Origin of the sequence: Bacillus cereus group sp. MYBK220-1 (genome assembly GCF_051916445.1) — a bacterium.
Classification (GTDB): domain Bacteria; phylum Bacillota; class Bacilli; order Bacillales; family Bacillaceae_G; genus Bacillus_A; species Bacillus_A cereus.
This window is the reverse complement of record NZ_JBQAGQ010000001.1, coordinates 502,213-515,474: the sequence shown is the minus strand read 5'-3', so window position 1 is coordinate 515,474 and position 13,262 is coordinate 502,213. Positions and strand designations below refer to the sequence as shown.

Genomic DNA, 13,262 nt, shown 5'->3' with positions numbered 1-13,262 from the left:
CTATTCGAAATAAAAGGGGGATACTCCTTTAGGTAATTTCAATAAACGTAATAAATAGGCGTATTATAAAACAAAGAAGTATGGATTCAATATTAGACCCATACTTCTTTGTTTATTTTATAAATTTGCAGATTGCGAATGCTGTTTTTCATAATGTTTCTGCTTAGAAAGGGAAATAGAAATAATCAATAATGAAACGACTCCAAAGATGAGAACCATATATTGTAACCCAATTGTATCTAAGAAGAAGCCTGTGCCAAGTAAGACGATTTGGAACATAACCCTCTCAAACATATTACGGAATGAGAAGAGGCGACCGTGATAACTTTTTTCCACTTTCGTTTGGAAAATCGTCGACATAATAGGGAAGAAGCAGCCAACACTAAACCCAAACAAACCAAATGATGTAAGAGCCATCCATTTTATATCGCTAAAGAACAATGACAGATGTGCAAAAGCAGTACAAACTGCGAAGAAATATAGTAATTTTTCAGGTTTGAAATGATCAGATAGACGTTTAATTACGAAGGCACCTAACATAAATGCGACACCTTCAATTGTATATATGAACCCTTTAATCGTAGGATCATGTTGCATTTCGCTAATGTTAATAACCATTAAATTAAACCCAGCTATAAATAATAGAGGGATGATACTTAATATAAGTGCTGTAAAAGCAATAGGAATTCCTTTTAAAATACGAAATACTTCCATAAAGCTATTATCTTTTGCAGCTTGTTTACTTGGTGTTGTTGATTTCTTGTCTTCGAATTGTAGGAAGAAAGTCGAGAGGAATAATAAGGCGTATGCTGCCATTGAGAAGGCATACATGTACTGTAAACTCATCACAACTAAAAGAATTCCACCTAGTGAAGTGCCTGCAATACGAGCAATTGTACCAACATTCATATGTACACCGTTCATTTGTAATAACTCATGCTCACGTACGATGAGTGGAATTACAGATTGTAATGCAGGGAAATAAAATGCTGCTGAAATTTGAAGAGCAACCATAAATGCGATCATAAATGCGATACTTTCAAATTGAATAGCAAAAAACATGAAAATAACACTTAAAACTCGACCAAACCCAGCGTAAAGAAGAACTTTTTTCTTTTCATACTGATCGATGACACGGCCAGCCATAGGTCCAACTAGAACACCGGCTAATAGTCCGATAAATAATATAACTGATTTCATGAAATCAGAAGGGACATATTTTTGCATAAATTCAAGGTTGCCAAGAATACCAAGCCATAATCCTAGACCTGCAATAAACTCCCCAATTAAAACAATCCAAACGTTTTTATTACGCCACATAACATTAAAACCTCTCCGTCTTTTAAAATGAAAAACTCGTATATAAAACCTCCTTATTTATGTATTCTTTTCATACGAACTTTTTTAGAGTCAGAGTCTATATTACGTGTTTCATAATTGGATTTCAATCTTTTTGATTGGTCAAAAATTTGATGTGTTAATTGATGAAATAAGTGAATCAAAACGTAAAAAAATTATGATTAAAGCTAATAGAAAGTAAGGATACATATAAAAAAGCAAGAACGTATAACTACGCCTCGCTTTTCTCAAGTACAAAATTAAATATTAGATTCACTTAGCAACATTTACGCTCTTGTCCAATAGCTAAAGCGCTAAAAGATAGTGGGCCAACAACTTCTGCGCTTGCACCACTAGTAAGGTTTTCTACAGTTAATGAATATTCGTGTGTTCCACTGCTAACGTTTTGATCTATAGCTTGAAATGTTTGTACGTAGAATTGTTCAGAATCTGTAGATTCAATACCTACTTGCGCATTAAAAATTTCAATGTTATCACGGAAAATTCGGAATAAAACTTGTGAAGTCTCAGTTATACCTTCTACACCAATTGTAGCGATTAATTCTACTCGATTATTACGTGAATCTCTACTTGAAATTCTCAATTTCAAATTTGCTAAAATTGCTTTATTTGGAGAAGCTGGGATTGCAAAAGTTGTTTCACCAGTTTTACTAATAGGTTGAGTAGCTTGGTAATCAATGATATGAGTCATATTCTTCACCTCCTCATATACTAGAATATGAAAATAGTGAAGAATTAGCTTGGACAAATACTAGATTATTTAATAGAGTCAACAACAATTATTGAAAAGAAGAAATTCACATAAAAGCATTAAGAATATATCACAATAAGATGATATGCTTCTTAATGCTTTTTGTAATTAAGCAGAGTATTCTTCTTTACGTACTTCAAAAAATTCATTACGTCGTAAGTAATTATAAATTTTCTCTGAAACCTCTTCTTCTTCAGACACCAAGAAACGATGATCAAAAGCGTAGAAAGATTGACCTTTAATTAATTTTACGTAATACATATTAAACGCCTCCTGACACTAGATTATTACTTGCTTCATATTTATGATGGCCTATATGTCTGCTAAAAATACTTGAAGTTTCAAAGGGGATAAGCAGAGGGATGAAAGAGCTTACAATTCTGTAAGGTTTATGTCACCTTTTTCGATAGTTTACATTCGCTAATTTCTTCTATACTACAAATAAGTTACATAAAATAAGGGGGTAAAAAGATGGATGAAGTAATTGGAGAAGTTGTAGCAGGTATTTGTGAGTTTGTAGTGGAAGTAACAGCGGATGCTATAGGAAATTTAGTTTCCGGAAATGATGAGGAAAAAGAAACATTATAATAATTTGTAAAAGAATAAAGTTGATCGAATTATAAAGGCTGATTTCTAAAGGGGATTCAGCTTTTTTATTTTTTACATTATATTAACTTAATTTGAATATTCATTTGTTATCATATTTAAGAAGCCTATATAAGGAGGTGAATAAACAAATATGTCGAATTCAGGGCCTGATTTATCTGTTTCTCGTTTGATTGTGGTAAATATAGAGGAAAAAGAATATCATTTTATTGTTCGTGAACATCCGATTGTAGGGAAATTTATATCGCTATTTGAAAATGGAAAAGAATATGGTTTAATAGATAAACAAATCGCTAATAAAGATAAATTTATTACATCGGAGCTTACTAAGTTAGATTATTTTAATATAGATGTTTTATATCTTACACCTGGGTGGATATGGATTGGTATGGATCAATTTGGTTTACATGCTCGTGAGGCTACTTATAACGAAGTAGATGTTATTATGAAGTTGAAAGAGGATTTATATTATATAGATATATATGAAGAAATAAAAATGTAGTAAATATTTAGTCAGGTTAGGGGGCAAGTTCCCGTAGCCTTTTTTTGTTTAATGAAATAACGTATAATCATATTATTTTGATTATACGGGAACGTGATGAGAAGTGAGATGAAAAGAGGATTTGAAAATACATGAAGAGAATTGTAATAATTATATGAGTCGTATATGTAAATAACAATAGAAAGAAGATGATAATATGAGTAAAGAAGAGCTTGTGAAAAAACAGTTTGGCAGTAATGCAGATAAATATGTAAATAGTAAAATACATGCTAAAGGACTGGATTTACAATATGTAGTTCAACAAGTTGAGTCTCGTCATAATAATCGTCTTCTTGATGTTGCTACTGGTGGCGGACATGTGGCAAATATGTTAGCACCCATGTTTGAAGAAGTAGTTGCACTTGATTTAACAGAACAGATGTTAGAAAAAGCAAAAGTTTTTATAAAGCAGAATGGGCATGAAAATGTATCTTTTGTAGCAGGAAACGCAGAGGATTTACCATTTGCAGCCCATTTTTTTGATACAATCACATGCCGGATTGCAGCCCATCATTTTACGAATCCGGCTCAATTTATTTATGAAGTAAATCGTACATTGAAGGATAATGGATTATTCATCTTAACAGATAATGTTTCGCCAGAAAATAATGAATATGATACATTTTATAATTTTATAGAAAAAAAGCGAGACCCAAGTCATGAACGAGCTCTAAAAAAGACAGAATGGCTTACTTTATTAGAAAAAAACGGTTTGCAAATGCAGTCATGTCTTACTTTTGATAAGAAGTTTGATTTTGACTGGTGGTGTAATATGATGGATGTCCCTTTACAAAAGCGTGAAAAATTAACAGAATGTATGATGAAAGCACCAAACGAAATGAAGGGATATTTTAATATTCAATTTAAAAATAATAAAGTAGAATCGTTCTATACTGAAATGGCTATGTTTATATGTAAAAAAAGTACAACGTTAAAAAGATAAATGTGTTGCAGTCTTTCTGAAGTACGATATACTTAGTACAGAGAAACTGAGAATTGAGGAATAGTTATAATGATTCGTGTACGCATTGAAGGTTCTGAGGAAGAAATGCTTGAATTTATGGGGAAAATGCCAGACATTCCTGGATTTGAAAAGACACATATGAGAGAGCCGAGAAAAGGAAATAACCCGAAATACGATTCAAGTAAAAATGTACTTGCATATTTGTCTTATAAAAAGATTGAAGTCGCCAATAAATAGGCGACTTTTTTAGTTTGCGCTGTTTCACCGCCTTGTCTTTTTCACATAATAATAATAGTAGATTATGCTTAAGAGGGGTGAGAATAGTTAATAAGAAAATTATCTTTTTTGGAGATTTTGGTATTGATGACGCCGTAGCGTTAATTTATGCAAATAAAACATGTAAATTAGATATTCTAGGTATTGTTGCTGAGTACGGGAATGTATCACGAGATATCGTTACGGAAAATGTTTATTTTTTAGAAAGGTACTATGCTACACAAGTGAAAATTATTGAAGGTGCGAGTAGACCGATGACAGCTGAAGAGCCTTTGTTTTTCCCTGAAATCCACGGGGATCACGGTTTAGGTCCTATTATTCCACCTGAGATGAGAATTTGTAAACGAGAAAATTTTTGTGAATTAATCAAATTAATCGAACCTTGTCCAGAAGATATTATAATTGTGGCGACAGGGAGACTAACGACGCTTGCTACGTTATTTTTATTGTATCCAAATATAATGGATCGTATTTGTTCGTATTATATAATGGGCGGCGCTTTCCTATTTCCAGGTAATGTTACACCAGTATCTGAAGCGAATTTTTATGGTGATCCAATTGCAGCAAATATTGTTATGAAATATGCGAAAAACGCTAGCATATACCCGTTAAATGTAACACAGGGCGCGCTTATTACGCCTGAAATGGCCAATATAATAGATAAACAAGGAACTGGACAGGCGAAACTCATTAAACCAATGATTGATTTTTATTATGAGAATTTCTATAAAAAAGAATATCCGGGTATTGGTGGAAGTCCTATACACGATTTACTACCGTTTATCTCGTTTATAAATGACAGTATTTTCGAATATAAAAAATCGGCAGTGTGGATTAGTACGACAAATGATGTGACTAGGGGCCAAAGTGTAGCAGACTTTAGAAAAATAGCTGAGCCAACAAGGTTTGATGATCGGCCGATTCAAAGAATTGCTGTTGGTTTTAACTATGCAGCTTTTAAAGAAGAGTTTATGCGAACAATATTGAAGCCAGATTGTTCTTAATGTGTGTAATAACAAGTCGGATAAATCGTTAGTTCAAAAAAAGGTTTAATCTGTGTGTATTATTCTCAAAAATCTTAAAGTTGAACAACATGAATAACTTATGAAAAATGTCACATAACTAATGGTAAGCAATTGTTTCTAATTATATTTTGATTGGTGAAATGTAAAGGAGGTTATTATATGATTTGGTCTTTAATCGTCGGTGGTATATTAGGATGGCTTGCGAGCTTAATTACTGGAAAGGACGTACCTGGTGGTGTAATTGGTAATATTATTGCTGGTATTATCGGTTCTTGGGTTGGTTCGAAATTACTTGGTAGTTTTGGTCCAGTCATTGGCGGATATGCAATTATTCCAGCTTTAATCGGTGCGATTATTTTAATTTTCATCGTAAGCTTCTTATTACGAGCAATGCGAAAATGAATGTAAGGACTGTTTACATTTGTAAGCAGTCCTTTTTATATGTTATGCTAGTATTATACAATCAGGAGGTGTCAGCATTGAAATCATTTACAGTAAATTTCCATCAAGAAGATAATGCAAAAGCGACAACAGTACATAAATTAAGTGAAGAGGACTTCAATAAAGCAACTGAAAAAGGTACTCGTCATTTATTTGATTTAGATACAAACGTTGGCTTCTTCGTATTCTTTGATGCAGAAGATGCAGAAGGAAATGATCAATACTTAATGTTACAATATGAAGGGGATCATGAAGAACCAACTGCATGCTACGGATTTGATTTAAAACTATACTATCAATTTTTAGCACTATACTTAAACGATCTTGAATTCCAAGGCGAAACAGATGAGGAAGAGGAAGAATACGGTCCAATTCATCATTTAGCGCATTTACTTTATCATATTGTTGAAGATGGTAAATCAATCGAAGTGTAATATACATATTTGAAGCTGCTCTTTTTGGGCAGCTTTTTTATATGACATTGAAATGGTGTACTGTAAGCTAAATAAGGTGAAATTTTAATCAGTGGGGGTTTTGTTCATTCCCACTGATTATCAGCCCTCACCAATTTAGCTTTTACGGGCAGCAGGGCCCCCACCTAACTGCTTTGTTTCCGCTGAATTTTGAGGTGGGGATCTTACTGCCCGGCAAATAGCGGGATAAATTAATAATAGAAATTTATTTATTACTTTCATGTTAGCGTCTTAAAACACCTGTTATAATGATTGTAATTAAATTCTTGGAGGCTAATTCTATGCTTGTAGATGTAAAAGCTTTTATTAAAGCTGCAGGTTTAACATGTATTTCATCATTAAGTGGAGATAACACGTTTGCTTATAATTTTGAAACAGTAAAAAACACTATCGCTACATTTTTTAAGAAGCTAAGATTTACCGTTTAATTTCATTTCAACCAGTAGGAAAAGAGTAATCACTTCCTACTGGTTTTTTTGTTTCAAGGAGCTGTTGTGACAGTATAGATAGAGGATATTATCATTGAGAAGAGAAGGTTTAAAGAAGGAGATGAATACGATGATTAACAATATAATTCCAAGTTTTTTAAAATTATGGGAAAGTGACGATTTAGAATTAGAAGTCCTTAATTAATACTATACTTCGCATCCGGTTGATTATCGAAATGAATAAAATACAATAGGGGGTAAAAATGATGAAGGTATATTTGAAAATAGTTATGTTATTTCTTACTTTTACATGCACATTTGCATTAGCAGCATGTAAAGGGACAGACGAAAAAAAGGAAGCAAATCCAGCCTCGGAAAATAATAAAAATGAACAAAGCAATTCTTCAGAAGAAAAGAAAAATCTTGAAGCAAAACCAAGTAATGAAAAAACAATAAAACCATCAGCTGAGCAAGATTCGAAAGATAGAACACTTAATCAAAAATCAATTAACCACGTTAAAGATTTGTTTGAACTAGCAAAAGAAGGAAAGGTACCTAATGTGCCATTTGGAGCCCATACAGGGGATATTGAAGAAATTGAAAAAGCGTGGGGGAAAGCAAATAAAACCGAATATGCAGGGAATGGAATGTACGCAACTTTTACAAATAAAAATGTTGTTTTCGGATTTAATAAAGGGTCACAAGTTTTTGATGTACGCTCATATCATGCAGAACTAAAATTGATTACATTACAAGAAATTGAAAAAGCATTAGGAAAACCATCTTCAGTTAAAGAGAATGGTGAAGATAAAATATATGTATACAAAGTAAATAACCAGTATGAATTGAAATTTGTCATTCCAAAATCGACTGGTAAGGTCGATCATATTTCCGTATTTTCGCCAGAGGATAGTATTAATAAAATGGCAGGATAAGAAATTAAGTGATTTCAAAAACACCTCACTTTCTTGAAGTGAGGTGTTTTTAGTTGTAAACAAGGAACGTCTCCTGTCATATAAAACATACTTTCATATGCAAAATACTTCACTTTTGTTTTTTAATATTCATCCAATAAGAAATATTGATCTACTGAAAAAGTAGTAACCTATAAATTATGTGTAGGATGGTTCACGATTTTTTTACGTTCCAAACTTTGAACAAATAGCGCTTGAACAATACCTCCAACTAATAAGAAGCTAGCACAAATATAAAACAGTATACTTCCATTTAACTTACTTAATATAACTGCACCAATAATTGGTCCACACGTTCGAGATATATCCCAGTGTATACCGTAAATTGAAAAATATAAACCACGTTTATCATGAGGTGCAATTTCTGAAACGAATCGTAATAAATGGTTTAGAGCAATACTTTCTCCAATGACTAAAAAGAGTAAGGTGAAGAATAACGACAATATCGTCGTTGAATAACTAAAGCCAACTGCAGCTATTGTATAGCAGGCGTAAGAAATAAGGATGATTTTCGCCATAGAAAATCGTTCAGACCATTTTACGAGGAAGATTTGTAGAATGATTTCCAAAATGGCTTTGCATGTTGAAATAAATGCGAGTATGAATACGAGATTAGGAAATACATGTTCTGCAAAAATACGATAATTCGTCTCAGTTTGTGCATAAAAAAAGCTAATAGGAAGTGTAGAAACCATAAGACCGAATATGGCGTAATGTTTAAAAGCAAATTGCTTTGGTGAACTTGCCTCAACTGTTTGTTTCGACTTACTTATAGGTGGAACAGTTTCTGGGAGCTGGGTCCAAACAACAACGGCATATATCGTAAGAGTTACACTTTGCACGATAAATAAATATTCTGGGTGAGTATTATAAAAACTTGCACCGATTAAAGGGCCGACTACGGATCCGATTGCTCCCATCGTTTGTAGGAGAGCAAAAATTTCTGCTTGCTGCTCTTGTTTTGTTAAATCAGCAATTTGTGCACGTTGAGCTGGAATATATAAGGAACGGCCAATACCATTAATGACATATAACAGTGCAAATATAAAAACGGATTGAGCGAAAACGAAACTACCGATTGCAACACCTTGTAGTAATAATCCGAGTAACATAATCTTTTTTCGGCCATATTTATCAGTAATTCCTCCAGCAATAAGTGTAAATAAAATGTCTGAAAGTGGCTGTAATCCGAAAATTAGCATAGTTATTATTACATTGCCGTTTAACATTTTATTGACGTAAATAATCATAATGAGAGCTAACATAGATTCAGTCGTTCGGGTTAATAATTCACCACACAATCTAATAAAAATAGGTTTATTGTAACGAAGTAAGAGATAATTCAATATTAATTCCTCCTTTCTATATTGAAATGATAAGATGAAAGGAGAGTTGGAAAAAGGGTAGAAACTATAGGGAGGATTTTTCACCTTTTAGGGGGAGTATGATGTTTATTTTAGATCAATACATTGAACTATGGATTGCTTATGGAAAAGGAAAAAAAGAGGGAGAACGATTGGAAGTAACAGTGCAAAATATATCTGGTACATTATTTTGTACAGAGCGCAATAGTAAATTAATTATAAAAAAATTAGATGAGTTAAATTGGATTAAGTGGTTTCCAGGTCGCGGCAGAGGAAATCGGTCTAAGTTAATATTTCAAAAGCACCCGATATCTTTAATTTTAGATAGAGGAAAAGAAATAACGAAAAAAGGGGATGTGAAAAGCGGAAGTATATTTGTGGAACGCTATAGCTCACATTTTCCATCGGTAAAGGGAGAATATCATTCCTGGGTGGATTCAATATTTGGTCATAAGGTTGAAATGACATCTGAAGGGAGAAGAGATGTACTCCGGTTGCAAGTACAAATGAATTTAGATATCACATTAGATCCTGTATACGCTACAATGCGCTCAGAATGCCATATGGTAAAACATATATTCGACACACTCGTGTATGTAGACGGTAATACAAACATTATAGAGCCAAGACTTGCATTTCACTGGGAATATAATGACGCTGAAAAAATATGGACGTTTTACTTACGAAAAGGAGTTCACTTTCATAATGGAAAACAACTTACTGCACATGATGTTATATACTCGTTGAATCGATTTATGAAGCTGGAAAATAATGCACACGCATGGATGTTACAACACGTTGAAAGTATCCGTTCAGTGGATGACTACGTTTTCGAAATTCAATTACATACAGAAAATCGAATGTTTTTACATATGCTAAGTGCAGAACAGTGTTCTATCGTGAATGAAGATGAAGCAGGAGGGCTAATTGGAACCGGGCCTTTTCAATTATATAAAAGTAATGAAAATCTGTTCATTTTAGAAGGACATCCTTTATATTTTCGTGAAAGACCTTTTTTAGATCGTGTTGAGTTGTGGAATGTAGAACAAGGTGTAAGTACATACGATGTTTTAGTAAAGGCGCAGTATAAAGATAAAGAAAAACATAATAAAGAATTGTCCCGGCTTGAGTCGAACGTGACATATATAACATGTAATCTTACGAAAGAAGGACCAATGCAAGATGCGTTATTTCGGAAAGCGTTATATAACATCATTCATGGTTATACAATCGTTCAAGAACTCGGCGGAGAACGTGGAGAAGTGGCAAAAAAACTAATATTAGCAGGTGAAAGCATTGTAGAGATTGAGGAAGATGTAGAAAGTTTAATTAAAAGGAGTACTTATCATAATGAAGTGCTACAACTCTACACATTTACAGGACGAGATCATGTTGAAGATGCACAGTGGATACAAAAAGAGTGTGCGAAATACGGGATTCGTGTAGAAAATAATTTTCTTGATATAGAAGAGCTATTGGAAATAAGTACGATAAAAAAGGCCGATATGATGCATGATAGTGCCACAATTAGTGAACGAATAGAAGATAGTCTATTATATATGTTTCTTACAAAAAATAGTTTTATTCATGGACAAAGCAGCATGGACTTTCATGAAAAGTTGTCTCCTTATTTTAGACAAGAAGAATTAGAGAAAAGAGTTACACTGTTACGCGATATCGAGGATACTTTGTTACGTCAAATTCATGTTATTCCTTTATATCGTAATAAACAAGAGGTAAGTACACATGAAAAAGTTCAAAATATAATGATTAATTCACAAGGTTGGATTGATTTTTATAATATTTGGTTTAAGTCTTGATATATAAGGGCTTTTGCACATTTTCATAAGGTGTGTAAGAGCCTTTTTTGTATGTAGGAATAGGTTTGTTTTACACATTGTTACGCTACTTGTGATAAAAGTCTATTTACAGCGTAACAGTGTTATGTTACATTGTTATCAGGAAGGAGTGTTATACAGTTGAGTACAGATTTAATTTCAAAAAAAGATTTATTAGAACTAACTGGTATTTCATACGGACAGTTATATAGGTGGAAAAGAAAAAATTTAATCCCGGAAGATTGGTTTGTACGAAAATCAACGTTTACAGGTCAAGAGACATTTTTTCCGAAAGAAAAGATATTAGAGCGTATCGATAAAATCCAAACGATGAAAGAGGATTTATCACTTGATGAACTAGCTAACATGTTTTCACCGAGTGTGAGAGAAATTCTTTTAACAAAGGAAGACATTTTATACAAGGGGATTGCATCAGAACCAGTTTTACAATTTTTCATAGAACAAACGAATAAAACAGCAGAGTTTCAATTTGTAGACATTCTTTATGTGTACATGTTAGAAGAATTACTACAATCAGGAGAGATTAGTTTAGAAGAAGGAAAAATGGTCTTGCAAGTTTTACGTGAAAATTATGAAGCAATGAAACATAAAACTTGTGACTTAATCATTGTCCGAAAGTTAGGGATTTCTACATGTTTATTAGTTTCAAACGTGGACGATTTAATTTTTGAAAAAGGCACCAAAATCGTTTTACGCGAAGCGATTATGAAATATACCGAAGCATTAAAAACTAAATTGTTCTAGTGGAGGAGAAAGTATGCGTACAGATAATTTGATTATAAATGGTTACGGTTCATCGAATGGCGGCGAGTTTCATAAAGTGCAATTAAACGGAAAAGGAACTGTGAATGGAAATGTTGAATGTGAGCAATTTGAATGTAACGGTTACGGTGCAGTTACTGGTGATTTGAAAAGTAGCAGTGCACGAATTAGCGGATCTGGTAAAGTTGATGGTACAGTTCATACTGAAACGATGCGAATTGATGGAAAAGCAACAATTACGCAAAATGTAAAAGCAAACAGTTTGAAAATTGCAGGAAAAGGTACGATAGGTGGAAATGTCACTGGTGAAGAATTTAAAGTCAATGGTCAAGCTACAATTGACGGTAATTGTGAAGTGGATACTTTTTCTTCAGAAGGACAATTTACAATCGGTGGTTTATTAAGCGCAGATGAAATTAATATAAATATTCACGGTACATGTCGAGCGAAAGAAATTGGTGGTCAAACGATTAAAGTAAGACATAGATCAGGTACATTTAGTAGGTTATTTAAAACAGTGTTTGGCTTGCAGTTAGAAGCTGAACTATTAGAAGGTGACAATATCGATATTGATTATGCTCATATAAGAACGGTAAGAGGAAACAATGTTACAGTAGGAGCAAACTGTGAGATTGAACTGATTGAATATACCGGTGTTCTTACTGTTGATAAAAATGCAAATGTAAAAGAAATTAAGCAGGTTTAACGGAAGGGAGAAATCAGTATGGAACATCCACATAGTCTCACAGTAAATGGTTCTGGTAATTCAGCAGGCGGAGATTATAATAAAGTGAAGATTCGCGGTGAAGGAACAATTACCAATGATATGAGTTGCAATGAGTTTAAAACGTACGGAACGAGTGATGTACACGGTAATGTGAAAGTGAAAAACTATGTCGTGTATGGAGATAACGAAGTACAAGGAAATGTAGATGCGGAATATGTAAAAGTATATGGTAATACACAAATTCATGGTGATGCTCATATTGAAAAAACAAAAGTTAGAGGTATGATAGATATTGAAGGAAAGTTTTCAGGTGATTTCGTAGATGTAAAAGGTGCTTTAAATGTAAAGGGAGATATTGAAGTAGAAGATTTATCATTAACTGGTGGTCTTGAAAGTGATGGATTACTTAATGCTGAAAATATTCAAATCTCACTTCGTTATGAAGGCAGTAAGGTAAGAGAAATTGGTGGTAAAAAGATTACTGTTCGTAAAAAAGCGAGATTTATTCCTTTTACTAGTCATGCTGGAAACCTCCAAACTTCGATTGTTGAAGGAGATGATATCTATTTAGAACATACGATTGCTGAAGTTGTAAGAGGCAACAACGTCACAATTGGTCCTGGATGTGAAATTAGTGTTGTAGAATATCATACTAGTTTTAATCAAAAAGGTAATGCAGTCGTAAAAGAACATAAACAAATATAAGTAGTAT

The 13,262-nt window shown here is 33.1% G+C and carries 16 protein-coding genes; 12 read left to right on the top strand and 4 right to left on the bottom strand.

Features of this window, described 5'->3' with window-relative positions; genetic code table 11:
- Window positions 1-117: 117 nt before the first annotated feature.
- From ACTFRU_RS02665 to ACTFRU_RS02655, 3 genes are all read right to left on the bottom strand, one after another.
- Window positions 118-1,320: an MFS transporter gene (locus tag ACTFRU_RS02665; protein ID WP_000269261.1), complete on the bottom strand. Its 1,203-nt coding sequence runs from the start codon at window positions 1,318-1,320 to the stop codon at window positions 118-120.
- Window positions 1,321-1,615: 295 nt separating this feature from the next.
- Entirely contained in the window at window positions 1,616-2,050 is a 435-nt protein-coding gene (gene exsC / locus ACTFRU_RS02660) for an exosporium protein ExsC (protein ID WP_000148797.1), read from the bottom strand.
- Window positions 2,051-2,218: 168 nt separating this feature from the next.
- Entirely contained in the window at window positions 2,219-2,371 is a 153-nt protein-coding gene (locus ACTFRU_RS02655) for a YqbF domain-containing protein (RefSeq protein WP_000291905.1), read from the bottom strand.
- A gap of 478 nt (window positions 2,372-2,849) precedes the next feature.
- Here ACTFRU_RS02655 and ACTFRU_RS02650 point away from each other — a divergent pair, with 478 nt between their 5' ends.
- The 8 genes from ACTFRU_RS02650 (at window position 2,850) to ACTFRU_RS02615 (ending at window position 7,799) form a co-directional block, all read left to right on the top strand.
- Window positions 2,850-3,218 (top strand): hypothetical protein, encoded by a 369-nt coding sequence (locus ACTFRU_RS02650; protein WP_000071478.1) that lies wholly within the window; start codon window positions 2,850-2,852, stop codon window positions 3,216-3,218.
- A gap of 196 nt (window positions 3,219-3,414) precedes the next feature.
- Window positions 3,415-4,200, top strand: coding sequence for a class I SAM-dependent methyltransferase (locus tag ACTFRU_RS02645; protein ID WP_078403914.1), 786 nt, complete (start codon window positions 3,415-3,417; stop codon window positions 4,198-4,200).
- A gap of 69 nt (window positions 4,201-4,269) precedes the next feature.
- Window positions 4,270-4,458, top strand: a complete 189-nt coding sequence (locus ACTFRU_RS02640; RefSeq protein WP_000621873.1) for a DUF3970 family protein — start codon at window positions 4,270-4,272, stop codon at window positions 4,456-4,458.
- A 77-nt stretch (window positions 4,459-4,535) separates the two neighbouring features.
- Window positions 4,536-5,501, top strand: coding sequence for a nucleoside hydrolase (locus ACTFRU_RS02635; protein ID WP_001223682.1), 966 nt, complete (start codon window positions 4,536-4,538; stop codon window positions 5,499-5,501).
- Between the two features lie 180 nt (window positions 5,502-5,681).
- Window positions 5,682-5,924 (top strand): GlsB/YeaQ/YmgE family stress response membrane protein, encoded by a 243-nt coding sequence (locus tag ACTFRU_RS02630; protein ID WP_000638306.1) that lies wholly within the window; start codon window positions 5,682-5,684, stop codon window positions 5,922-5,924.
- 77 nt (window positions 5,925-6,001) lie between these two features.
- On the top strand, window positions 6,002-6,397 hold the full coding sequence (locus tag ACTFRU_RS02625; RefSeq protein WP_000834883.1) for a hypothetical protein: 396 nt from the start codon (window positions 6,002-6,004) through the stop codon (window positions 6,395-6,397).
- Window positions 6,398-6,717: 320 nt separating this feature from the next.
- Window positions 6,718-6,864, top strand: coding sequence for a hypothetical protein (locus ACTFRU_RS02620; protein WP_000959548.1), 147 nt, complete (start codon window positions 6,718-6,720; stop codon window positions 6,862-6,864).
- Between the two features lie 263 nt (window positions 6,865-7,127).
- Complete coding sequence (locus ACTFRU_RS02615) at window positions 7,128-7,799, top strand: YjgB family protein (protein ID WP_002204763.1); 672 nt, start codon at window positions 7,128-7,130, stop codon at window positions 7,797-7,799.
- A 170-nt stretch (window positions 7,800-7,969) separates the two neighbouring features.
- Here the strand turns inward: ACTFRU_RS02615 and ACTFRU_RS02610 are convergent, their stop codons facing one another.
- Window positions 7,970-9,184: an MDR family MFS transporter gene (locus ACTFRU_RS02610; protein WP_001108463.1), complete on the bottom strand. Its 1,215-nt coding sequence runs from the start codon at window positions 9,182-9,184 to the stop codon at window positions 7,970-7,972.
- 101 nt (window positions 9,185-9,285) lie between these two features.
- Here ACTFRU_RS02610 and ACTFRU_RS02605 point away from each other — a divergent pair, with 101 nt between their 5' ends.
- The 4 genes from ACTFRU_RS02605 (at window position 9,286) to ACTFRU_RS02590 (ending at window position 13,255) form a co-directional block, all read left to right on the top strand.
- The gene (locus ACTFRU_RS02605; protein WP_049108077.1) at window positions 9,286-11,022 is read left to right on the top strand and encodes an SgrR family transcriptional regulator; all 1,737 of its coding nucleotides are present in this window, start codon (window positions 9,286-9,288) and stop codon (window positions 11,020-11,022) included.
- Between the two features lie 159 nt (window positions 11,023-11,181).
- Window positions 11,182-11,805 carry a YhbD family protein gene (locus tag ACTFRU_RS02600; RefSeq protein WP_440037445.1) on the top strand — a complete coding sequence of 208 codons (624 nt, stop codon included), beginning with the start codon at window positions 11,182-11,184 and terminating at the stop codon, window positions 11,803-11,805.
- Between the two features lie 13 nt (window positions 11,806-11,818).
- On the top strand, window positions 11,819-12,529 hold the full coding sequence (locus ACTFRU_RS02595; protein WP_440037444.1) for a polymer-forming cytoskeletal protein: 711 nt from the start codon (window positions 11,819-11,821) through the stop codon (window positions 12,527-12,529).
- A gap of 18 nt (window positions 12,530-12,547) precedes the next feature.
- Complete coding sequence (locus tag ACTFRU_RS02590) at window positions 12,548-13,255, top strand: polymer-forming cytoskeletal protein (protein ID WP_000400903.1); 708 nt, start codon at window positions 12,548-12,550, stop codon at window positions 13,253-13,255.
- Window positions 13,256-13,262 lie beyond the last annotated feature (7 nt).